We start from the raw sequence: 21,983 nt of genomic DNA on the forward strand, positions 1-21,983 counted from the left end.
GACTCGGCACCAGACCGACGCGGACACATCAGCGGCGTGTCCACCCCTCGCCCGCGGCGGGCACCGGCTCGCCCGCGGGCCACTGCTGCGCACCGCCGAAACCCGGCGGCTAGGCTGGAGCGCGCCGCGCGCGCCCCACGCACGCATGGCATCGGTGAGCTGCGAATAAGGCGGTATCCCATCAACAAAGGCGTTACGGTGGCAACCAGTCAGGACGCGGACTCAGGGCCGGAGCCCGCCAAATCCTCGCGGGCCGGACGGGACCTCAAAGCCGCGATCACGGTCGGCGTGAGCCTCGGCGCCGTCATCCTCGGCTCCCTGTTCACCGTCCGCTACGTCTTCATCGGCATCGTCGCGCTCGCCGTCGCCATCGCCACCTGGGAACTCGCGGGCGCGCTGCGCCGCGCGGCGGGCATCCGCATCGCGCTGCTGCCCGTGCTTGTCGGCGGCCAGGCCATGATCTGGCTGTCCTGGCCCTTCGAACGCAACGGCCTGCTCGCCGCCTTCGTCGTCACCATCCTCGCCTGCCTGGCCTGGCGGTTCAGCGGCGGCGTCGACGGCTTCGTCCGCGACGTCACCGCCTCCGTGTTCACCGCCGCCTACCTGCCGCTGTTCGCCGCGTTCGCCGCCATGCTCGTGGTCCCCGACGACGGCGCGTTGCGGGTGCTGTGCTTCATCATCGCCGTGGTCTGCTCCGACACCGGCGGATACGCCGCGGGCGTCTTCCTCGGCCGCCACCCCATGGCGCCCTCCATCAGCCCCAACAAGTCGTGGGAAGGCTTCGCCGGATCCCTGCTCGTCGGCATGGCGGGCAGCGTCCTCACCATCACCCTCGGCCTGGACGGCCAGTGGTGGCACGGCGTGCTGTTCGGCGCCGCCATCGCCGTCACCGCCACCGCGGGCGACCTGATGGAATCGCTGATCAAACGCGACCTCGGCATCAAGGACATGGGCACCCTGCTGCCCGGCCACGGCGGGCTCATGGACCGCATGGACTCCCTGCTGCCCTCCGCCGTCGCCGCATGGCTGCTGCTGCGCTGGTTCGTGCCCGCTTGAGCACCGCCGCCGGTAAATCGTTCGCGAAAACCGCAGGTCGGCAGGCAAGCTCGAATACATGACCGAACGACTGGCACCCGCCGATCCGCACGACGCGGACTGGATCGTGCGCGGCCTCGGTCCCTTCGCGCGTGACGTCGGCTCCGTCATCCCCGCGGGCTTCGAGGCCTACTGCCGCATCCTGCACCCCGCCACCGCGGCCGACGGCGAAACCCCCGTGCCCTGGCGCACCATCGCCGCCTGGAGCGGCCGCCGGATCCACCCCGAAGTGCAGTTCCACGCCATCGCCACCCCCCGGACCGCGGCGGCAGGCCCGCCGCCCTGGGACGGCGAGCAGCCCCGAGACGACGGCAGCCTCCCGCACGACCTCGCCCTGCGGCTGTCCTGCCTGCTGCGGTCCCGCACCAACACCCCCGACGACTGCCGCTTCGCGACCTGGGAGGGGTTCGGGCAGCTCAAGGAGATCTTCGGCGCCGACTTCGACACCTGGCCGCGCATGAGCATCCCCAACCGCGACCTGATGCTCTTCCGCGGCCCGGCGCAGGCCGCGGCGGGCGACACCTGGTCGGGCGCGGACTTCTGGTACCAGAGCCCCAACCTGTGGTGGCCCGCCGACCGCGCCTGGTGCGTGGCGACCGAGATCGACTTCTGCTGGACCTACCTCGGCGGCACCGCCGAACTGATCGCCGCGGTCCTGGCCGAACCGGCCTTCGAAGCCCTGCCCGCCGACATCGGACAGGGCATCACCATCAACTCCGACCTCGTCAACCGTGACTGATCAGGCCTTGACCGTCGTGTCGATGATCGCGAACGCCGCGCCCGCCGAATCCGTCACCACCGAGATCCGGCCGTGCGCGCTGTCGAACGGCGGGACGTGGACCGCGCCGCCCAACTCCTCGACCTTCTTCGCCCCGCCATCGGCACCCAAGGCCGGGTCGATGCTGAAGTAGACCAGCCAATGCGCGGGCAAATCCGCGGGGAACTGCGGCCCCATCCGCAGCCTGCCCATCGCGGGGTCCTCGCCCAACGCCCACGTGGTGTAGTCGAAATTCACGCCGTCGCCGATCTGCTCCTGCCGGTAGCCGAACAGCTCGGCGAAGAACGCGTCCGCCGCCTCGCCGTCGCGGGTGTTCAGCTCCGTCCACACGAACGAGCCGGGCGTGATGCAGCCGAACTCCCACTCGCCGAGAGGCTGCCAGAACGCCAGCACCGCGCCCGTCGGGTCCTGGGCGGTGATGAACCGCCCGGTGTCGGGAATCGTCGCCGGACCGTCCAGCACCGTGCCGCCCGCCGCCGCCACCGCGCCCGCGGTCTCGAGGAGGTCGTCGCTGGTCAGGTACAGGGTCCAGGCGATCGGCTGCGCGTCCGGCCCGGTCGGGCGCTTGCCCAGCCCCGCCACCCGCACCCCGTGCAGGCGGGCCACCCAGTAGTTCGGGGTCCGCTGCTCGAACTCCCAACCGAACAGGCCGGCGTAGAACTCCTGCGATGCCGCGGGATCGTCGGCGAAGACATCCACCCAAGAGGGCAGCCCCGCCGAGATCGCAGCCTTGACCGGTACCGAAGTGCTCATGTCCACCCCAGGGGAAGAAGGATCGTATTGTCGCGCCGCACGCTACGCGCGGGGTCCGACAGTTTCCGGGAAAGCGCCGATTAGGGTTTGGCCCATGGGCATCGGACGGCTGCTCGGCGCGGCGGGACTGCGTGGGCTCACCGGCGGACCCACCGTGCTGCCCAGCCCCAACATCTGGCACTGGCCCGAGGTCTACGAAGCGGAAAACGCCGCGCAGGACGTCGACGGCGCCATCTGGGCCGCCCTGCGCCGCCACGCCCCGCACGACGGCGAAGACGTCCTCGACCTCGGCTGCGGCGACGGCTACCACCTGCCCGTCCTCGCCGCCCGCGCCGCCACCGTGATCGGCGTCGAACCCCACGAGCCGCTGCTGGCCAGGGCACGCCGACGCGTCGCGGACCATCCCCGCATCCGCGTCGAAGCGGGCACCGCGCAGCGCATCCCGCTGCCCGACCGCAGCGTCGACCTCGTGCACGCCCGCACCGCCTACTTCTTCGGCCCCGGCTGCGAACCCGGCCTGGCCGAGGCCGACCGGGTGCTGCGGCCCCACGGCATGCTGGCCATCGTCGACCTCGACGCCACCCGCCACCCCTACGGCGAGTGGATGCGCGCCGACCTGCCCGCCTACCGGCCGGGCGAGGTCGAAGGCTTCTTCGCCGACCACGGCTTCCGCTGCCTGCGCATCGACACCCGCTGGCAGTTCCAGGACCGGGAGACCCTGGAGGCCGTGCTGCGCATCGAGTTCGGCGAACGCACCGCCGCCCGCGCCATCGCCGCCACCCCCGGCCTGGGCTTCCCCGTCGCCTACCGGCTGCACCTGCGGGCCAAACCCGGCGGACTGATCACGGCGTGAACCGTGGGACAATAGGCGGGCTATGACCAGCCTCCCCCTCGTGTTCGACGCCCCCCGCCGCGGCCTGCCGCCGCGCCACCTCGCCGACCTCACCGCCACCGAACGCAAGGACGCCGTCGTCGGACTCGGGGAGAAACCGTTCCGCGCCACCCAGCTGTCCAACCACTACTTCGCGCGGCTCACCACCGACCCCCAGGCGATGACCGACATCCCGGCCGCCACCCGGGACAGGCTGGTCGGCGAGCTGATGCCGCCGCTGTTCACCGAGCTTCGCAAGGTGACCTGCGATGCGGGCACCACCCGCAAGACGCTGCTGCGCGCCCACGACGGCACGCTCATCGAAAGCGTCCTCATGCGCTACCCCGACCGCGCCACCCTGTGCATCTCCAGCCAGGCGGGCTGCGGCATGGCCTGCCCGTTCTGCGCCACCGGCCAAGGTGGACTCCAGCGCAACCTGTCCACCGCCGAAATCGTCGACCAGGTCCGCATGGGCGCGGCCGCCATGCGCGACGGCGAACTCCCCGGCGGCCCCGGCAGGCTGTCCAATATCGTGTTCATGGGCATGGGCGAGCCACTCGCGAACTACAAGCGCGTGCTCGAGGCCGTGCGCCGCATCTGCGACCCCGCCCCGGACGGCCTCGGTATTTCGCAGCGCACGGTCACGGTGTCCACGGTCGGGCTGGTGCCCGCGATTCGCAAGCTCACCGAGGAGAACCTCCAGGTGCGCCTGGCGGTGTCGCTGCACACCCCGGACGACGAGCTGCGAGACACATTGGTGCCGGTCAACGAGCGCTGGAAGGTCGCCGAGGTGCTGGAGGCGGCGCGCGGCTACGCCGACAAGACCGGGCGGCGGGTGTCCATCGAGTACGCCCTGATCCGCGACATCAACGACCAGCCGTGGCGCGCCGACCTGCTCGGCAAGCTACTGCGCAAACACCTCGGGCAGTTGGTGCACGTCAACGTGATCCCGTTGAACCCGACGCCGGGCAGCAAATGGGACGCCAGCCCGAAACCGGTGGAGCGGGAATTCGTGCGCCGCGTCAACGAGCAGGGCGTGGCCTGCACCGTCCGCGACACACGCGGCCAGGAAATCGCCGCCGCCTGCGGCCAACTCGCCGCCGAGGGCTAGCCGAAACGGTCGCCTTGCCGCGCCGTGTCAGCAATGCTAGCATTGACAGCAGCGACCGATGCGGGGGTGGACATGGCAACCCTGACTATCCGGGATTTCGATGACCATTTGAAAACCAGGCTGCGTATTCGCGCTGCCGAACATGGTCGGTCGATGGAAGCCGAAGTGCGTGCGATCCTCGCTTCGGTGTTGACCAAGGCCACGTTCGACTCCGGCATGGGCTCGCGGATTCGACAGCGGTTCAGCGACATCGGCGATCAGCCGATGGACTTGCCGCCGCGAACCGAAGCCCCACGAGCCGCGGAGCTCCCTGAGTGATCGTTCTCGACACCAACGTCGTCTCCGAACTGATGCGTCAAGCGCCGGACGACGGCGTTGTGGAGTGGGTCGACCGGTATCCGCCCGACGAGGTCTTCATCACCGCGGTGACCGCGGCCGAGCTTGCCTACGGAGTCCAGCGACTGCCCGACGGGCAGCGCAAGACGACGTTGATGGCGAGGGTGTCGGACCTGCTGGTCGAGGACTTCGACGGCCAGATCCTGCCCTTCGACGGTACGGCGGCGATGTACTACGCGCAGATCGCCGCGTCACGCGAACACACAGGACGCCCGATCAGCATGGCCGACGCGCAGATCGCCGCGATCTGCAGGCGTCATGCCGCCTGTCTCGCCACGAGGAACACCAGGGATTTCGCCGATACCGGCATTCAAGTGCTCAATCCGTGGGACGGCGTCGCCGAACCGTGAACACCCCGGCACGGGGGTTGAGGTCACTGCCGCCAGGAGGTGCGGCGGCGGATGCGGTCGGCGATCAGGATGCCGACCAGCACCAGCGCGGAGGCGATCAGCCACAGGTCGGCGGTGATGTCGTCGTGGTTGCCGATCAGCATGAGCAGCAGGAAACCCACCGTCAGCCAGCCCGCGGCGCGGGTGCTCTTCGGGAAGCCGCCGTGCCAGCCCCAGGCCGCCGACGGCTCGTCGGCTGCGTCGACGGTGTGGCTGTCCCGGGTGGCCGGCGCGGTGCCGGGCTTCGAGCTTGCCACGTGTTCCTCCTGCTGCCGATGGTCATCATGTGTGCAGCCTCATCGTGTCATACGCCCATTTGACGCCTCCCGCCCCGGGCGCAAGGAGCGGGAAACTTCACATCCGAGAAGGACGCGCCGACGAAGAAGGATGTGGGAGTGGTCGAGCCCGCCCAGGTGGCGTTGTGCGGATTGCGCAAACGCTTCGCCGACCACACCGCGGTGGCGGGCCTTGACCTGGAACTGCGGCGCGGTGAGTTCTTCTCCGTGCTGGGGCCATCTGGTTGCGGGAAGACCACCCTGCTGCGGATGATCGCCGGGTTCGAGCGGCCCGACGCCGGGCGGATCGAACTCGACGGCACCGACGTCTGCGCCGTGCCGCCGCACCGGCGCGAGGTCAACACCGTCTTCCAGTCCTACGCACTGTTCCCGCACCTGACCGTCTGGGACAACGTCGCCTACGGGCTGCGCCGCCACCGCGTGGGCGGCGCCGAGCTGCGGCGCCGCGTCGGCGAACACCTGGAGCTGGTGGCGCTGGCCGCACACGCCCGGCGGCGACCGCACCAGCTCTCCGGCGGCCAGCAGCAGCGGGTCGCCATCGCCAGGGCGCTGGCGGTGCGGCCCAAGGTGCTGCTGCTGGACGAGCCGCTGGCCGCCCTCGACGCCGAACTGCGCGCCCAGCTGCGCGGCGACCTGCTGCGCATCCAGCGCGAGGTCGGCATCACCTTCTGCTACGTCACCCACGACCAGCAGGAGGCGCTGGCGCTGTCCGACCGCATCGCCGTGATGAACCGGGGACGCTTCGAGCAGGTCGGGCCGCCGCGCGAGGTCTACGAGCGGCCCCGCTCGGTGTTCGTCGCACGCTTCCTCGGCGGGGCCAACCTGCTGGCCGGGCACGTCACGGGTGAGGATGCGGGCATGGCCGCGCTGCGCTGCCCCGCCGGGGAGTTCCGGGCGCCCGGCCCCGCGCCCACGGGGCACGCGGCGGTGGCCATCCGGCCGGAGCAGCTCGTGCTGCGCGCCCCCGGCGACACGTGGCCGAAGGCGTGGTGTGCGCTGCCCGCCACCGTCGTCGACGCCGTCTACGGCGGCCGCGACACGCGGTACCGGCTGCGGCTGGAGGGCGCCGAGCTCACCGCCGCCGGACGCGGGGAACACCCGCCCGGCCAGGCGGTGATCGCGACCTGGGACCCGGCGGCGACCGTCCTGTTCCCGCAACGGGAAACACCATGATTGCCCGCAAAGGTCCGGTAACCGGCCGGATTTCGGGTTCAATGGGAGCCAGCTCAAGGCAAAGGTGGCTGAATCGGTGAACCTGCGCGACGAACCGCTGCGGATCGCACGGCTCTGGGACGCGGAGTCCCCCCGGGTGAGCAGACGCGGCATGCTGCGCTCGATGGCGTTCTTCGCCATCGCCGCGGGCAGCGCGCCCGGACTGGCGGCCTGCGGGATCTCCGAACCCAGCGGCACCGGCGAACCCACCACTGAAGCCGAGCGCGCCGTCAACCGGGTCGACGAGCGGGCGCTGAACTTCTACAACTGGGTCGACTACATCGACCCCAACCTGCTCACCGGGTTCGAGCAGGAGACCGGCATCCGCGTGCGGTACGACAACTACAGCTCCAACGACGAGATGCTGGCCAAGGTCGGCGCGGGCGCGGGCGGCTACGACCTGGTCGTGCCCAGCAACAACATCCTCACCAAACTGCTAGAACGCGGCGTCCTGCGGCGGCTGGACCACGAGCTGCTGCCCAACCTCCAGCACCTGGAGCTGCGGTTCCGGCAGGAGGACTACGACCGCGGCAACAGGTACTCCGTGCCCTGGGCCTGGGGCACCACCGGGCTGGCCTACTCGCCGGAACTCGGCGCCCCGGTCACCGGCTACCAGGCCTACCAGCTGGCCGCGGCGCAAGGTCGCAGCACGATCCTGGACGAGGCCAGGGAAGCCATGGCGCTGGGCCTGCGGTCCATCGGCCACGACCCCAACACCTCCGACCGCGAGCAGATCGAGCAGGCGGGCCGCTACCTGGTCGACCTCAAACGCAGGATCGGCCAGATCACCTCCGACGTGATCGAACCCCTCGCGGGTGGGCAGATGCTGCTGGCCCAGGCCTACTCGGGGGACGCCTTCCAGGCCAAGAACCAGCGCAGGCAGCTGGAGTACGTGATCCCGGTGGAGGGCGCGGTGTCCTATGTGGACCTCATCTGCGTGCCCAAGGAGGCGCCGCACGCCGAGAACGCGCACCGGTTCATCAACTTCATCATGCGTCCCGAGATGGCGGCCAAGCTCGCCAACGCCATCCGCTACTACTGCCCCAACGCCACCGCCCGGCCCCTGATCGACCGCGAACTGCTCAACAACGAGCTCATCTACCCGCTGCCGGAGACAATGGGCAGGCTGCCGCTCATCCGGCAGCTGTCACCGGAGATCGAGGAGCACTACGCCAACGTCTGGACCAAGGTCAAGACCGGCTGACGGGGGAGACGTGACCGACCAGCAGCACGCCACACCACAGCTTCTCCCCCCAGGTGGCCTCGCCCCTGGCACGCGCTACCCGTTCGCCGGGCGCACCGACCGCTACCGGTGGTGGCGCCCGCTGCTGGCGGGGCTGGTGATCGTCGCGGTGTTCCTGCCGCTGATGACCGTGTCGGTGCTGGTCGCGGGCGCCTTGCCCGACACCGGAGCGGTCAAGGTGGGCATGGCGTTGTTCGTCATCGCCTGCATGATCCCCGCCATCTGGGCGGGGGTGCGGGTGGCCGAGAAACGGCCGCTGGGCAGCGTGTCCTCGGTGACCGGGAGGCTGCGCCCATCGTGGCTGGCGCTGTCGGTGGTGCCCGCCGTGGTCTACGTCGTGGTGATGGTGGTCATCCTCGGGCTGCTCGTGGTGGTGGCGGACGACCCCGCCTTCGGCGGCGACCAGGACCTCCCGAAGACGCCCGAGGCGGGCACCTTCCTCACTCTGGCGCTGGTCATCCTGCTGCTGACCCCGCTGCAGGCCGCCGCGGAGGAGTACCTGTGCCGCGGCTGGCTGTTCCAGACCGTCGCGGGGTGGGTCGGCGCGCGTCGCGAAGTGCTGTCGATGATCGTGGCCGCCACCGTGTCCTCACTGGTGTTCGCGGCGCTGCACGGGGACCAGAACTTCTGGCTGTTCGCCGACCGCTTCCTGCTCGGCGCCGTGCTGTGCTGGGTCGCGGTGCGCACCGGCGGGCTGGAGGCGGGCATCGCCATGCACAGCGTCAACAACCTGCTGCTGTTCCTCATCTCGGCGCTCTCGGGGGCGCTGGACGGCGGACTGGAATCCGGGGGCGGCGACGCGCCGTGGTGGTTCACCACCGTCAAATTCATCCTGGTCGTGCTGTTCGCGGTCGCGGTGGCAGGCATGACGAGCATCGTGAAGCTGACGACCGCGGTCGCGGCGCCGGGCGAGGACACCCCGCCGGGCATGCCGCCCTGGCCGTCCGCACCGACGCAGCCGGGACAGTACGGGCAGCCGTGGGCAGGCCGGCCCGCACCGGTCGATCCGCGGTCCGCCGACTCGCCGTGGGCGCGTCCCACCGAACCGGGACCGCCCGCCGAACCGCCGCTTCCCCCACCGCGGTAGCGCCATGCGAAGGCCACCACGGCGGATCTCCTCCGCCGCTCTCGTGCTGCCCGCGGTCGGCTGGCTCGCGGTGTTCCTGCTCGGCCCGCTGGCGCTGGTCGCGCAGTACAGCTTCGCCACCCGCGACGTCGGCATCGACCACGTGGTGCTGCCGTGGACGATGAACGCCTACCGCACCGCGCTGGACCCGGCGTTCCTGCCGATCTTCGGCCGCACCGTCGCCTACGCCACGCTGACCACCGGGATCTGCCTCGCGCTGGCCTTCCCGCTGGCCTGGTTCATGGCCCGGCACGCGGGCCGCTGGCAGCCGGTGCTGGTGGTCGCGGTGCTCGTGCCGTTCTGGGCCAGCTACCTGGCCCGCGTCTACGCCTGGAAGGCGCTGCTGGCCGAGGGCGGCATCGTCAACCGCGCGCTGGCCGTGGTGGGCATGGACCGCGACGGCGGGTTCCTGCTCACCGACGCCGCCGTCGTGCTCGGGCTCAGCCACGGCTTCCTGCCGTTCGCGGTGCTGCCGCTGTTCGTGGCCTGCCTGCGGTTCGACCACCGGCTCGTGGAAGCCTCCTACGACCTGGGCGCCGGGCCCCTCACCACCTTCCGCACGGTCATCGTGCCCGGCGTCGCGCCCGGCCTGGTCGCCGCCGCGCTGCTGGTGTTCGTGCCATCGGCGGGTGACTTCGTCACACCCAGGCTGCTCGGCGGTGTCGAGCAGAGCGGCTTCGGCAGCGTCATCGACGACCAGTTCCGCGGCGGCAACAACTGGCCGCTGGGCTCCGCGCTGGCCGTGCTGCTGCTCTGGCTCGTCGCCGCGGTGCTGCTGCTGCGCGGCAGGCGACAGGCGGACCTGCTGTGAACGCCCGGCTCGGCGCGGCGGCGGGCGCCGTCCTGCTGTTCCTCTACGCCCCGATCTGCTGGCTGGCGCTGGTCTCGGTCAACTCCGAACGCAGCATCAGCTCCTTCACCCGGCCCTCATTGCGCTGGTATGAGGAGTTGGCGGGCAACGCCGAGGTGCGCCGCGCGGCGCTGCTCAGCCTGGAACTGGCCGCCGCCACCACCGTCATCGCCACCGCGCTCGGCACGCTGGCCGCGCTCGGGCTGCGCCGCGGATTCCCCGGCCGCGGCGCGGTGTCGGTGCTGTTCACGCTGCCGCTGGCGGTGCCGGAGGTGGTGGTAGGGGTGAGCCTGCTGGCGTGGTGGGTGAAGGCCGCCGGGTTGCCGCTGGGATTCTGGGCGCTGCTGGCCGCACATGTCACGTTCGCGCTGAGTTTCGTGATCGTGGTGGTGCGGGCGCGCCTGGCCGGGCTCGATCCGCGGTTGGACGAGGCCGCCGCCGACCTGGGCGCGGACCCGATCACGCGCTGGCGCACCGTGACCTGGCCGCTGATCGCGCCCGCCGTCGGCAGCGCCGCGGTGTTCGCGTTCCTGCTGTCCTTCGACGACGTGGTGATCTCCAGCTTCCTCACCGGCGCGGGCTCCACCACGCTGCCGGTGCTCATCTACGGCCAGGCCACCAGAAAAGGCATCTCGCCGGAGATCGTCGCGCTGTCCACCTCACTGGTGCTGCTCAGCACGGTGCTGTTGGTCGCGGGCGCCCTGCTGGGCAGGCGGCGCGTCCGGTCCGGAAAACCGAACACCGCAGGCAGCGCTCGGCGCTGACCTGCGGTGCGCGGAAATGTCGGTGCTGTGGCCTAGCGTGGGAAACCGCCACCCGGGCCGCTTCGGAAAAGGGAGGAGCCGCGGCCCCTGGGGGTCAGGCCGCGGCTCCAAGTCGTATCAGGGTTGATGGTACACCGTGTCAGCCCGGAGTGGGTCAGGCGGCGGTATGCCGACGGCCCACGAAGACCCGGTACAGCCCCAGCAGGATCAGCGATCCCACAATGGCCAGCAACCAGGTGCTCAAGCTCCAGAACCTGTCGACACTCACGTTGAAGATCAGGCTCCCCAGCCAGCCGCCCAGCAGGGCGCCCGCCACACCGATCAACATCGTGATGATGATCCCACCCGGGTCCCTGCCAGGCATGATGGCCTTGGCAATGGCACCGGCGATCAGCCCGAGAATGATCCAGCCGATAATGCCCACCGGCTCGCTCCTTCCTCCTGCGCACCGGGGTCCAGCGCGCTTGCTTGTGATGGTGATACCCACGGCGCGTGGCCTCATGCCAAAGTTACGGCGCTGTTATCTGCAACGCAGCGTGAAATCGGTGCCGCCGCAGGTCCTCGGCCCGTTTGGGGGACAATAAGCGGTGATGAGCACGCTTTCTTCAGCCGACGCCCGCACCGTGGTGATCCTCGGCTCCACCGGATCCATCGGAACCCAGGCCCTCGACGTCATCCGTGACAACCCCGACCGCTTCCGCGTTACGGGGCTCGCCGCGGGCGGCTCCGACGCCGCCGCACTGGCCGCCCAAGCCCTGGAATTCGGCGTGGAGGCCGTCGCCGTGGCCCGCGGCAGCGCCGTGGAGGACCTCCAACTGGCCTGCTACGCCGAGGCGCAGCGCCGCGGCTACGCCCAGGGACGGTTCAAGCTGCCCCGCATCCTCGCCGGACCCGACGCGGCCACCGAGATCGTCACAAGCACCCCGGCCGACATCGTGCTCAACGGCATCACCGGCTCCCGCGGCCTGCGCCCCACCCTCGCCGCGCTGGCGACCGGCGCCCGGTTGGCGCTGGCCAACAAGGAGTCGCTGATCGCGGGCGGCCCGCTGGTGCTCAAGGCCGCCGCCCCCGGCCAGATCGTGCCGGTGGACTCCGAGCACTCCGCGCTGGCCCAGTGCCTGCGCGCCGGTCGGCTGGAGGAGGTCGACCGGCTCATCCTCACCGCCTCCGGCGGCCCCTTCCGCGGCCGCGCGCGCCACGAACTCGACGGAGTCACCGTCGAGCAGGCGCTGGCGCACCCCACCTGGTCCATGGGCCCGGTGATCACGATCAACTCGGCGACGCTGGTGAACAAGGGCCTGGAGCTCATCGAGGCGCAGCTTCTGTTCGGGCTGCCCTATGACCGCATCCAGGTGGTCGTGCACCCGCAGTCGATCATCCATTCGATGGTGGCCTACACCGACGGCTCCACCATCGCCCAGGCCAGCCCGCCCGATATGCGGCTGCCGATCGCGCTGGCGCTGGGCTGGCCGGACCGGGTTCCCGGCGCGGCCCTGCCCTGCGACTTCGGCGTGCCCGCGAGTTGGACGTTCGAGCCGCTGGACGACGAGGCGTTCCCCGCCGTGAGCCTGGCCAGGGCGGCCGGTATGGCGGGCGGCTGCCTGCCCGCCGTCTACAACGCCGCCAACGAGGAGGCGGTGGCCGCGTTCGTGGCTGGTGACACCAGTTTCACCTCGATTGTGGAGACTGTGTCCCGGGTACTCGACCAGGCCGACGCCTGGCGGGCCGACCCGGCCACGGTGGACGAGGTGCTGGCCGCCGAGGACTGGGCGCGGACGAGAGCCCGCGAACTGACCGGTGCGCCGGTGGAGTCGGGAAGGAACTGACAGACGTGCTGTTCGCCCTCGGGGTGATCCTCTTCGCATTGGGCATCGGGATCTCCATCGCGCTCCACGAGTTCGGCCACCTGCTCACGGCCAAGGCGTTCAAGATGAAGGCCACCCGGTACTTCATCGGCTTCGGCCCCAAGGTGTTCTCCTTCCGCAAGGGCGAGACCGAGTATGGGCTCAAAGCCATTCCGGCGGGCGGGTTCGTGCAGATCGTCGGCATGACCGCGCTGGAGGACGTGCACCCCGACGACGAGAAGCGCGCCTTCTACAACAAGCCGGTCTGGCAGCGCGTCATCGTGCTGTCGGCGGGCTCCATCACGCACTTCATCCTGGGCATCCTGATCCTGTACGTGATGGCGCTGTCCACCGGGCTGCCCAACCTCGAGGCCAAGCCCATCGTGGGTTCGATCAGCGAGTGCGCGGGCGCCACGCAGGATCTGAAGACGGGCGAATTGGCGCCGTGCAAGCCTGGCGAACCGGCCCCGGCGAAGCAAGCGGGACTGCGCGAGGGCGATGTCATCCTTTCGGTTGGCGGTCAGCAGGCGAAGACCTACCAGGACGCCGTCGAGCTCACCCGTAAGACGTCCGGCCCTACTCCGTTTGTGATCGAGCGGGACGGGCAGCGGCAGACGATCACCGTCGACGTCGTGCCGGTGCAGCGGATCAAGCCCGTCGCCAAGCCCGAAGAGCAGAAGCAGCTGGAAACCGTCGGCGCCATCGGCCTGGGATTCGACCGCAACCTCAACTACAGCGCGGTCGGCGCGGTGCCCGCGACCATGGATTTGACCGGCCAGATGTTCGTCAACACCTGGGAAGGCCTGAAGAAGCTGCCGCAGAAGATCCCCGCGGTGTGGAACGCCATCCTCGGTGAGGACGACCCGGAGCGGCCGGTCAGCGTGGTGGGCGCCAGCATCATCGGCGGCGACGCGGCCGAGCGCGGGCTGTGGGGCCTGTTCCTGCTGGTCCTGGCGGCGCTGAACTTCTTCGTCGGCGTGTTCAACCTGCTGCCGCTGCTGCCGCTGGACGGCGGGCACATCGCCATCAACCTCTACGAGAAGGTGCGCGACGGGTTCCGCAGGCTGCGCGGTCTGCCTGCGGGCGGCCCGGTCGACTACACCAAGTTGCTGCCGCTCACCTATGTGGTGATTTTCCTTGGCGGTGCGATGGTGCTGCTCACAGTGACCGCGGACGTCGTCAATCCGCTGCGGCTGGGACAATAGGAGCAAGGGAGTTTTCTGTCAGCTCCCGCACAAGCCGCCACGCAGGGAGAGTTGACCCGATGAGCACCGTCGAACTCGGGATGCCGTCCGCACCGCCGCCCGTGCTGTCCCCGCGCCGCAAGACCCGTCAGCTCATGGTGGGTTCGGTGGGGGTGGGCAGCGAGTTCCCGGTGTCGGTGCAGTCGATGACCACCACGCTGACCTCGGACGTCAACTCCACCCTGCAGCAGATCGCCGAGCTCACCGCATCGGGCTGCGACATCGTGCGGGTGGCGTGTCCGTCGCAGGACGACGCGGAGGCGCTGCCCGCCATCGCGCGCAAATCGCAGATCCCGGTGATCGCCGACATCCACTTCCAGCCCAAGTACGTCTTCGCCGCCATCGACGCGGGCTGCGCCGCGGTGCGGGTGAACCCCGGCAACATCAAGAAGTTCGACGACAAGGTCAAGGAGATCGCCGCCGCCGCCAAGGACCGCGGCACCCCGATCCGCATCGGCGTCAACGCCGGTTCGCTGGATCCCCGCCTGCTCGCCAAGTACGGCAAGGCCACCCCCGAGGCGCTGGTGGAGTCGGCGCTGTGGGAGGCGTCGCTGTTCGCCGAACACGACTTCCACGACATCAAGATCTCGGTGAAGCACAACGACCCGGTGGTCATGGTGCGCGCCTACGAGTTGCTGGCCGAGCAGTGCGACTACCCGCTGCACCTCGGCGTCACCGAGGCCGGCCCGGCGTTCCAGGGCACCATCAAGTCGGCGGTGGCCTTCGGCGCTCTGCTGCGCCAGGGCATCGGCGACACCATCCGGGTCTCGCTGTCCGCGCCGCCGGTCGAGGAGATCAAGGTCGGGCACCAGATCCTGCAATCGCTGAACCTGCGCCCCCGCAAGCTGGAGATCGTGTCCTGCCCGTCCTGCGGCCGCGCCCAGGTCGACGTCTACACCCTCGCCGACCAGGTCACCGCGGGCCTGGAGGGCATGGAGGTGCCGCTGCGGGTGGCCGTCATGGGCTGCGTGGTCAACGGCCCCGGCGAGGCCCGCGAGGCCGACCTGGGTGTCGCCTCCGGCAACGGCAAGGGCCAGATCTTCGTCAAGGGCAAGGTCATCAAGACCGTCCCCGAGCACCAGATCGTGGAAACCCTGATCGAAGAGGCCATGCGCATCGCCGAGGAAATGGGCGAGCCCGTGGACGCCGACTCAGCGGGCGCCCCGGTCGTCACCGTCGGCTGAGGCGCGCCCTCCGGCCGTACTGAGCGTTTCACCGCCAGGTTCCACCCCGGTCAGCGCATCTCGACGTTCAGCAGGTTCTGGAACTCCTGCCACGTCTCCACCAGGTCCCAGAAGTCCGAGATGGCCAGGGACGTGGTCATCACCTGGTCCAGCTGGCCGCTGGGGCGGGCCTGGCTCCACATGGGCAGGAGCAGCTCCATCAGGTCGGCGGCCAGCTGGCCCGAGCCGGGGTTGGGCTCCGGGTGCTCGGCGCCGCGCTGCGGCAGGCGCGGCACTGCCTCGTGGGCGGCGGCGAAGGCCGGGCCGAAGTTCGGGCGCTGTCCACCAGTGTGCGTGCCCGGGGGTGGGGGCAGGCGGCGGTCGAGGCGGACGGTTTCGCCGACGTCCTCGATCTCCTGATGCAGCACGAAGGTCGCAGGGTCGTCGGCCGGGGGTGTGGCGGCGAGCATGCGCTACCTCCTTCTCGTCGTGGCAGACGAAGGGACTGATCGGTTGATCAACGCAAACCGTGAACGCGTGTTACGGTTCTGTGACTGCCCGCGGGGCGATGTCACCCGGTTGGGCTCTATTTGTCTGCGCGACCCCGAAGCCAAGAACGCATTTCCTCTGGCAGGCTTACCGGCGTGCTGAAACTGGCCGGTGCGCGGTTATTGGGCGATCGGGACACCCACGCGGTGCGTGCGGTGCTCGATGTCGACCCCGTCTCCGGGTGCATGGTCGCCGCCAGGGTGGAGAGCGTGGGCCTCGACCCGTGGCGTCTCGGCGGCGAGATGTGGGCCTGGGGCGGTTTCAACGGGCTGTGCTTCTCCGGCGCCAACCTCGTCCCGCTGCGCGGCAACCGCGATGCCATGCGGGCCTTCGCCGACCGCGCGCTGCGGCGCAAGCGGTGCTGCTCCTCCCTGGTCGGACCCGCCGAGCAGGTGATGGAGCTCTGGGAGGAGCTTGCAGGCGGCTGGGGTCCGGCGCGGGAGATCCGCGACGATCAGCCGCTGCTGGCGCTCTCCGACGTCTCGCTGCTGCGGCCGGACCCGATGGTGCGGCCGGTGCGGCCCGACGAACTCGACCGGTACCTGCCCGCGGCGATCGCGATGTTCACCGAGGAGGTCGGCATCGACCCCCGCGTCGAGGACGGCGGGGCGGCGTTCCGCTCCCGTGTCGCCGAGCTCATCGCGGCGGGGCGGGCGTTCGCGCGGTTCGACGGCGGCGAGGTCGTGTTCAAAGCCGAGATCGGCGCCTTATCCCGCAAGGCCGGGCAGATCCAGGGCGTCTGGGTGCACCCGGAGCGGCGCGGCGGCGGGCTCGGCGCCGCGGGCACCGCGGCGGTCGCCGACCGCCTGGTGCGCGGGCTGGGCAAGGTCGCCAGCCTGTACGTCAACTCCTTCAACACCGCTGCGCGCAAGGCATATCAGCGGATCGGGTTCCGGCAGGTCGGCCGGTTCGGCACCGTTCTGTTCTGACCCGCCCCGTCGGTGTGTCCCCGGCACGGCCGTTGCGTGACGGGCATACTGCATGGCGTGACAGGCCTCCCTGCTCATCACCGGCTCCGCGGAGTACTCGCATCCGTACTGGTCGCCCTTCCGCTCGCGGGCTGCGGGCTGTTCGGCGACGACGGCGCCGAGAACACCGCACGTGATTTCCTTGCCGCCCTTGCCAAGGGCGACACCGCGGCCGCCGCCGCGTTGACCGACAACGAGAAAACCGCCAGAACCCAGCTGGACGCGACCCGCAAGGCGCTGGATGTGGTGTCCCTACAGGCGAACCTCGGCGAGGTCCGCGCCGCCACCCACGACGCGCCGGGCAAGATCGCCGATTTCGACGCGGCGTGGGAGCTGAAGAACAACCGCCGCTGGACCTATCGCGGCAACCTGGCGTTGCTGGAAGTCGACGACGGGTGGCGGGTGCGGTGGGCGCCGTCGGCGCTGCACCCCAAGCTCGGCGCCCAGCAGACCCTGGCGCTGCGCGAGAACCCCGCCCAGCTCGCACCCGTGCTGGACCGCGACGGCACTCCGCTGCTGTCCCCGGAGCGGGTCGTCGCCATCCAGCTTGACCGCAAGGCCACCACCGATCTCGGTGCCGTGGCCGGTTCGCTGGCCGCCGCACTCAACCGCTTCGACCCCGCCATCACCCAGACCTCCATCACCGACGGCGCGGGCAAGGTGCCCGAGGGGAGGGCCTATCAGGTCGCTGCCCTGCGGGAGGCCGACTACGTGCAGGTCAAGGCGCAGATCTACGACCTGCCCGGGGTGCGGTTCGTGGTTCAGGACCGGCTGCTGTCGCCGGTCAAGGACTTCGCCGCGCAGGTGCTCGCAGGCATTCGCCGCAACCTGGAGGACCAGGCGGTCGGCAAGGGTGGCTGGCGGGTGGTCACCCTCGACGCCGCGGGCGGCGAGGTGGAGACGCTGCACGAGGAAAGACCGCAGGTGCTGGAGGCGGTCAACACCACGCTCAGCACCAGCGTGCAGGCCGCCGCCGAGAACGTCATCGACCCGATCCCGCAGCCCGCGATGCTGGTGGCCGTCCAGCCCTCCAGCGGCGCCCTGCTCGCCGTCGCCCAGAACGCCCCCGCCGACGCACAGGGGCCGCTGGCGCTGACCGGGCGGTATCCGCCCGGCTCCAGCTTCAAGATCGTCACCGCCGCGGCGGCGCTGCAGGCGGGCAGCGCGCCCGATTCGGTGCTGCCCTGCCCGTCGACCTGGACCGTGCAGGGCCGCGAGATCCCCAACGACGAGCGGTTCGACCTCGGCCAGGTACCGCTGCGCACGGCTTTCGCCCGGTCCTGCAACACCACCTTCGCCCAGCTTGCCTCCCGGCTGCCCGCCGACGCGTTGACCCGCAACGCCGCCGCGCTCGGGCTCGGCACCGACTTCGAGGTGGCGGGCATCACCACCAACACCGGCTCGGTGCCGCCCGCCGACAACGAGGTGCAGCGCGCCGAGGACGGCTTCGGCCAGGGCAAGGTGTTGGCCAGCCCGTTCGGGATGGCGATGGTGGCCGCCTCGGTCGCCAAGGGCGGCCTGCCGACGCCGAACCTGATCAAGGGCGCGGAGACGAAAGTCAAGCAGTCGGGGGCGCAGACCATCCCGGAACCGGTCTTCGGGTCAGTGCGCTCGTTGATGCGCGAGGTCGTGCTCAGCGGCACCGCCACCGCGCTGGGCCGCCTCGGTGAGGTCGCGGGCAAGACCGGGACCGCCCAGTACGGCGACGGCGCCAAGGCGCACGGCTGGTTCGTCGGCTACCGCGGTGACCTGGCCTTCGCGGTGCTGGTCACCGACGCGGGCAAGTCGGTGCCCGCGGTGGATGCGGCGGGAAGGTTCCTCACCGCGGTGGGCTGATCGGTTCGACCGAAGACGAAACGGCGTTTTCGAGCCGTCCGCTGTCGCGGTTCGACCGTTCGGCGACGGCACCCCGTATCTCTTCGACGCCGTGACCTGGCAACGGGACTATGACGGCATGGGTAAACCTTCGCCATGCGGTGACGGGAAAGAGCCGTTGCCGCGCCAGGTGATCGACATCCGCAAGCTGCTCGAAGGCGTCGACCGGTCGAGCAGAACGCGGCCCGAGCCACCTCGCGATGATCCCCGCGGCAAGCCCGCCGAGGAGCGGTCGTAGAAGCGTTGCGACGGCAACGCCGCGTGCCGCCAGGGCTGCCCGCCGCGGTGCCGCGGCCGGCCGTAGGGTAGAGCGCATGCCCGTTCGCTCCGCTCTCGAACCAGGTCGGTTGTCCCCGCGACGTGAGGTGCCGGACCACATCGTCCGCCCCGAATACGTCGGCAAGCCCGCGCCCAAGCGCGGCGGAGAGCCGTGGGTGCAGCCGCCCGAGGTGATCGAGGCGATGCGGGCGGCGGGCAGGCTCGCGGCACAGGCACTGCAACTGGCGGGCAAGACGGTCGCTCCCGGTGTCACCACCGACGAGATCGACCGGGTGGTGCACGAGTTCCTCTGCGACAACGACGCCTACCCGTCCACGCTGGGCTACCGGAACTTCCCGAAGTCCTGCTGCACCTCGCTCAACGAGGTCATCTGCCACGGCATCCCGGACTCCACCGTCATCGCCGACGGCGACATCGTCAATGTGGACGTCACCGCCTACCTCGGCGGGGTGCACGGCGACACCAACGCCACGTTCTTCGCGGGCGAGGTGAGCGAGGAGGCGCGGCTGCTGGTGGAGCGCACCAGGGAGGCCACCGACCGCGCCATCAAGGCCGTGAAGCCGGGCAGGCAGCTCAACGTGGTGGGCCGCGTCATCGAGTCCTACGCCAAGCGCTTCGGCTACGGCGTGGTGCGGGACTTCACCGGCCACGGCATCGGCCGCGCCTTCCACAGCGGGCTGGTGGTGCTGCACTACGACGAGCCGAGCGTGGACACCGTGCTGGAGGCGGGCATGACGTTCACCATCGAGCCGATGATCACCCTCGGCACGATCGACTACGACATCTGGTCCGACGGCTGGACGGTCACCACCAAGGACAAGCTGTGGACCGCCCAGTTCGAGCACACCATCGTCGTCACCGCCGATGGGGCGGAGGTCCTCACTCTGCCGTGAGCTCGCCGATGAGCTCCAGCAGCGCGTCGGCCACCGGCCGCGGCTCGTTCGCGGTCGACAGGTGGTGCCCGCCGACGCGCCGCACCGGCCACCCGGCCCGCTCGGCGGCCGCGGCGTAGCCGCCGTAGGCCACGGTCGCCAGCAGCAGGTAGCCCAGTTTGCCCGGCCACGGCGTGTCCAGCCGCGGCTCGTCCAGGAACGCGGCGGGCACCCTGGGCAGCTCGCCCGCGATGCGCTCCCGCAGCGCCTCGTCGTCGACGAGTTCGACCAGCGGGTCGGGGGAGAACCACCGGTTCCACGGCGGCAGCGCGTCCTCCTCGGTCAGGTCGCGGAGTTGGGTGACCAGTTCACCGGGGGCGTCCTGCGACCAGGACTTGCCGGGGGTGGGCAGCCCGGCGTCCATCATCACCAGCGCCGCGACCTGGTGGTCGATGGCGGCGGCGAGGTCGGGCAGCAGCGGCCCGGCGGCGCTGTGTCCCACCAGCACCAACCGGCCGGACGGCTCGCTCGACCGGATCGCCTCGGCGAAGGCGCGGGCGAAGCCGCGGACCACGGGTGCCGCCGCCACGCCCGCCCGCAGGTCCGGCAGCAGCACCGGGTGGGCTTGGCGCAGCATCGCCCCGGCCAGCGGACGCAGGCTGCTGGGGCCGAGGAACGGACTGTGCACCAGGACGGTGGTGATCGGTTGCGGCACGCCGACGATGATCGCAGGCCCGCCGGGCAGGCGATGATGTGCGTGGCGGAAGGAGCAGGTGTGGGTGCGTTGCTGGTCGCGGGAACCACCTCGGACGCCGGCAAAAGCGTGTTGGTCGCCGGGTTGTGCCGGTGGCTGCACCGCCGCGGCGTGCGGGTGGCGCCGTTCAAGGCGCAGAACATGTCCAACAACTCCGCGGTCACCCCCGACGGCGGCGAGATCGGCCGCGCCCAGGCACTCCAGGCCGCGGCGGCGGGGCTGACGCCGCAGGTGCGGTTCAACCCGGTGCTGCTCAAGCCGGGCAGCGACCGCAGCTCGCAGGTGGTGGTGCTGGGCAAGGCGGTCGGCGAGGTCAGCGCGATGTCCTACCGGCAGCGCAAGCAGGCCCTGCTGGAGGTCGTGCTGTCCACCCTGGCCGCGCTGCGCGGCGAGTTCGACGCGGTGGTCTGCGAGGGCGCGGGCTCACCGACCGAGATCAACCTGCGCGCCAACGACATCGCCAACCTCGGCTTGGCCACCGCCGCGCGGCTGCCGGTGCTGGTGGTCGGCGACATCGACCGCGGCGGGGTGTTCGCGCACCTCTTCGGCACCCTCGCCCTGCTGGATCCGGCCGATCAGGCGCTCATCCAGGGCTTCGTGATCAACAAGTTCCGCGGCGACCCCGCGTTGTTGGAACCGGGCCTGCGTCAGCTCACCGCGGTCACCGGGCGCCCGGTGCTGGGGGTGCTGCCGTGGCGGGAGGAGTTGTGGCTGGACGCCGAGGACTCGCTGTCCTACGCCGCCGACGGCGTCATCGGCAGGCCGCGCCCGCCGGTCGGCGGGCAGTGGCTGCGGGTCGCGGTGCCGCGGCTGCCCAGGATTTCCAACGCCACCGACGTGGAGGCGCTGGCCGCAGAGCCCGGCGTGCTGGTGCGGTTCGTGACCGAGCCGTCGAGGCTGGCCGACGCCGACCTGGTGGTGCTGCCCGGCTCCAAGGCCACCGTCGCCGACCTGGACTGGCTGCGCCGCACCGGCCTGGCCGACGCGGTGCTCCGGCACGCGGGCGAGGGGCTGCCGGTGGCCGGGATCTGCGGCGGCTACCAGATGCTCGCCGCCAAGATCACCGACGATGTGGAGACCCGAACGGGCGTTGTCGACGGCCTCGGCCTGCTGGATGTCGACATCACCTTCGCCCGCGACAAGACGCTGGCCCGACCGCGCGGCACCGCCTTCGGTGAACCGGTGAGCGGCTACGAGATCCACCACGGCACGGTCACCCGCCATGAGGAGCAGCCCCTGATCGGCACCGAGGGCGCGATCACCGACGGAGTACTGGGCACCCACTGGCACGGCCTGTTCGAGAACGACGCCTTCCGCCGCCGCTTCCTCACCTGGGCGGCCGACCGCGCGGGGCGCACCGGTTTCCGCGCCGCCGCCGACACCAGCTTCGCCGACCTCCGCGAGGCCCAACTCGACCTGCTCGGTGACCTCGTCGAACAGCACCTCGACACCGCCGCGCTGCTCCGCCTGCTCGATCACGGCCCCCTCGAAGGGCTGCCTTTCATCCCGCCGGGCGCCCCGGGTCGTGGGTGACTGGCCTGCTGACACCGA

At 70.7% G+C, this 21,983-nt stretch carries 23 protein-coding genes; 18 read left to right on the forward strand and 5 right to left on the reverse strand.

Annotated elements, in window-relative coordinates:
* The first annotated feature begins 198 nt into the window (after positions 1-198).
* Together ACU6XJ_RS18360 and ACU6XJ_RS18365 are read left to right on the forward strand one after the other, a co-directional pair.
* Entirely contained in the window at positions 199-1,056 is an 858-nt protein-coding gene (locus ACU6XJ_RS18360; RefSeq protein WP_476312886.1) for a phosphatidate cytidylyltransferase, read from the forward strand.
* A 58-nt stretch (positions 1,057-1,114) separates the two neighbouring features.
* The gene (locus ACU6XJ_RS18365) at positions 1,115-1,834 is read left to right on the forward strand and encodes a hypothetical protein (protein WP_476312889.1); all 720 of its coding nucleotides are present in this window, start codon (positions 1,115-1,117) and stop codon (positions 1,832-1,834) included.
* Here ACU6XJ_RS18365 and ACU6XJ_RS18370 read toward each other — a convergent pair whose 3' ends face one another.
* A complete protein-coding gene (locus ACU6XJ_RS18370; protein WP_476312891.1) occupies positions 1,835-2,626 on the reverse strand; it encodes a VOC family protein in 792 nt (263 codons plus the stop codon).
* Positions 2,627-2,720: 94 nt separating this feature from the next.
* Between ACU6XJ_RS18370 and ACU6XJ_RS18375 the strand changes: the two genes are divergently transcribed.
* The 4 genes from ACU6XJ_RS18375 to ACU6XJ_RS18390 all read left to right on the forward strand — a co-directional run bounded on the left by ACU6XJ_RS18375 (position 2,721) and on the right by ACU6XJ_RS18390 (position 5,354).
* Complete coding sequence (locus ACU6XJ_RS18375; protein ID WP_476312894.1) at positions 2,721-3,479, forward strand: class I SAM-dependent methyltransferase; 759 nt, start codon at positions 2,721-2,723, stop codon at positions 3,477-3,479.
* Positions 3,480-3,501: 22 nt separating this feature from the next.
* Entirely contained in the window at positions 3,502-4,608 is a 1,107-nt protein-coding gene (gene rlmN / locus ACU6XJ_RS18380; RefSeq protein ID WP_476312896.1) for a dual-specificity RNA methyltransferase RlmN, read from the forward strand.
* 72 nt (positions 4,609-4,680) lie between these two features.
* Complete coding sequence (locus ACU6XJ_RS18385; protein ID WP_476312899.1) at positions 4,681-4,926, forward strand: FitA-like ribbon-helix-helix domain-containing protein; 246 nt, start codon at positions 4,681-4,683, stop codon at positions 4,924-4,926.
* Complete coding sequence (locus ACU6XJ_RS18390) at positions 4,923-5,354, forward strand: PIN domain-containing protein (RefSeq protein WP_476312902.1); 432 nt, start codon at positions 4,923-4,925, stop codon at positions 5,352-5,354. The genes ACU6XJ_RS18385 and ACU6XJ_RS18390 overlap by 4 nt, the downstream gene beginning before the upstream one ends.
* Before the next feature lie 23 nt (positions 5,355-5,377).
* Here ACU6XJ_RS18390 and ACU6XJ_RS18395 read toward each other — a convergent pair whose 3' ends face one another.
* Positions 5,378-5,650 (reverse strand): DUF2631 domain-containing protein, encoded by a 273-nt coding sequence (locus tag ACU6XJ_RS18395; protein WP_476312905.1) that lies wholly within the window; start codon positions 5,648-5,650, stop codon positions 5,378-5,380.
* Between the two features lie 138 nt (positions 5,651-5,788).
* Here ACU6XJ_RS18395 and ACU6XJ_RS18400 point away from each other — a divergent pair, with 138 nt between their 5' ends.
* The 5 genes from ACU6XJ_RS18400 to ACU6XJ_RS18420 all read left to right on the forward strand — a co-directional run bounded on the left by ACU6XJ_RS18400 (position 5,789) and on the right by ACU6XJ_RS18420 (position 10,884).
* Positions 5,789-6,862 (forward strand): ABC transporter ATP-binding protein, encoded by a 1,074-nt coding sequence (locus ACU6XJ_RS18400; RefSeq protein ID WP_476312908.1) that lies wholly within the window; start codon positions 5,789-5,791, stop codon positions 6,860-6,862.
* Positions 6,863-6,938: 76 nt separating this feature from the next.
* Positions 6,939-8,105, forward strand: coding sequence for a polyamine ABC transporter substrate-binding protein (locus ACU6XJ_RS18405; protein WP_476312910.1), 1,167 nt, complete (start codon positions 6,939-6,941; stop codon positions 8,103-8,105).
* Between the two features lie 10 nt (positions 8,106-8,115).
* On the forward strand, positions 8,116-9,231 hold the full coding sequence (locus tag ACU6XJ_RS18410; protein WP_476312912.1) for a lysostaphin resistance A-like protein: 1,116 nt from the start codon (positions 8,116-8,118) through the stop codon (positions 9,229-9,231).
* 4 nt (positions 9,232-9,235) lie between these two features.
* Entirely contained in the window at positions 9,236-10,081 is an 846-nt protein-coding gene (locus ACU6XJ_RS18415; RefSeq protein WP_476312915.1) for an ABC transporter permease, read from the forward strand.
* A complete protein-coding gene (locus tag ACU6XJ_RS18420; RefSeq protein ID WP_476312918.1) occupies positions 10,078-10,884 on the forward strand; it encodes an ABC transporter permease in 807 nt (268 codons plus the stop codon). Before ACU6XJ_RS18415 ends, ACU6XJ_RS18420 begins: the two co-directional genes overlap by 4 nt.
* 154 nt (positions 10,885-11,038) lie before the next feature.
* Here ACU6XJ_RS18420 and ACU6XJ_RS18425 read toward each other — a convergent pair whose 3' ends face one another.
* Positions 11,039-11,308, reverse strand: coding sequence for a GlsB/YeaQ/YmgE family stress response membrane protein (locus ACU6XJ_RS18425; RefSeq protein ID WP_476312921.1), 270 nt, complete (start codon positions 11,306-11,308; stop codon positions 11,039-11,041).
* A 166-nt stretch (positions 11,309-11,474) separates the two neighbouring features.
* Between ACU6XJ_RS18425 and dxr the strand changes: the two genes are divergently transcribed.
* From dxr to ispG, 3 genes are read left to right on the forward strand one after another with little or no spacing between them, the layout of a single operon-like run.
* Entirely contained in the window at positions 11,475-12,710 is a 1,236-nt protein-coding gene (gene dxr, locus ACU6XJ_RS18430) for a 1-deoxy-D-xylulose-5-phosphate reductoisomerase (RefSeq protein WP_476312923.1), read from the forward strand.
* Positions 12,711-12,715: 5 nt separating this feature from the next.
* Positions 12,716-13,933 carry a M50 family metallopeptidase gene (locus tag ACU6XJ_RS18435; protein ID WP_476312925.1) on the forward strand — a complete coding sequence of 406 codons (1,218 nt, stop codon included), beginning with the start codon at positions 12,716-12,718 and terminating at the stop codon, positions 13,931-13,933.
* A gap of 59 nt (positions 13,934-13,992) precedes the next feature.
* Positions 13,993-15,156 carry a flavodoxin-dependent (E)-4-hydroxy-3-methylbut-2-enyl-diphosphate synthase gene (gene ispG / locus ACU6XJ_RS18440; RefSeq protein ID WP_476312927.1) on the forward strand — a complete coding sequence of 388 codons (1,164 nt, stop codon included), beginning with the start codon at positions 13,993-13,995 and terminating at the stop codon, positions 15,154-15,156.
* Between the two features lie 50 nt (positions 15,157-15,206).
* On the opposite strand, the gene ACU6XJ_RS18445 is transcribed toward ispG, so the two are convergent.
* A complete protein-coding gene (locus ACU6XJ_RS18445; RefSeq protein ID WP_476312930.1) occupies positions 15,207-15,605 on the reverse strand; it encodes a hypothetical protein in 399 nt (132 codons plus the stop codon).
* Between the two features lie 174 nt (positions 15,606-15,779).
* Between ACU6XJ_RS18445 and ACU6XJ_RS18450 the strand changes: the two genes are divergently transcribed.
* The 3 genes from ACU6XJ_RS18450 (at position 15,780) to map (ending at position 19,699) form a co-directional block, all read left to right on the forward strand.
* Positions 15,780-16,613 (forward strand): GNAT family N-acetyltransferase, encoded by an 834-nt coding sequence (locus ACU6XJ_RS18450; RefSeq protein ID WP_476312933.1) that lies wholly within the window; start codon positions 15,780-15,782, stop codon positions 16,611-16,613.
* 57 nt (positions 16,614-16,670) lie between these two features.
* On the forward strand, positions 16,671-18,488 hold the full coding sequence (locus ACU6XJ_RS18455) for a penicillin-binding transpeptidase domain-containing protein (protein WP_476312934.1): 1,818 nt from the start codon (positions 16,671-16,673) through the stop codon (positions 18,486-18,488).
* Between the two features lie 353 nt (positions 18,489-18,841).
* Entirely contained in the window at positions 18,842-19,699 is an 858-nt protein-coding gene (gene map / locus ACU6XJ_RS18460; protein WP_476312936.1) for a type I methionyl aminopeptidase, read from the forward strand.
* Here map and ACU6XJ_RS18465 read toward each other — a convergent pair.
* Complete coding sequence (locus tag ACU6XJ_RS18465; protein WP_476312939.1) at positions 19,686-20,393, reverse strand: alpha/beta fold hydrolase; 708 nt, start codon at positions 20,391-20,393, stop codon at positions 19,686-19,688. The two genes, map and ACU6XJ_RS18465, sit on opposite strands and share 14 nt — an antisense overlap.
* A 60-nt stretch (positions 20,394-20,453) precedes the next feature.
* Between ACU6XJ_RS18465 and ACU6XJ_RS18470 the strand changes: the two genes are divergently transcribed.
* Positions 20,454-21,965, forward strand: coding sequence for a cobyric acid synthase (locus tag ACU6XJ_RS18470; RefSeq protein ID WP_476312941.1), 1,512 nt, complete (start codon positions 20,454-20,456; stop codon positions 21,963-21,965).
* Positions 21,966-21,983: the final 18 nt, after the last annotated feature.

The organism is Actinorectispora metalli, from assembly GCF_056323685.1.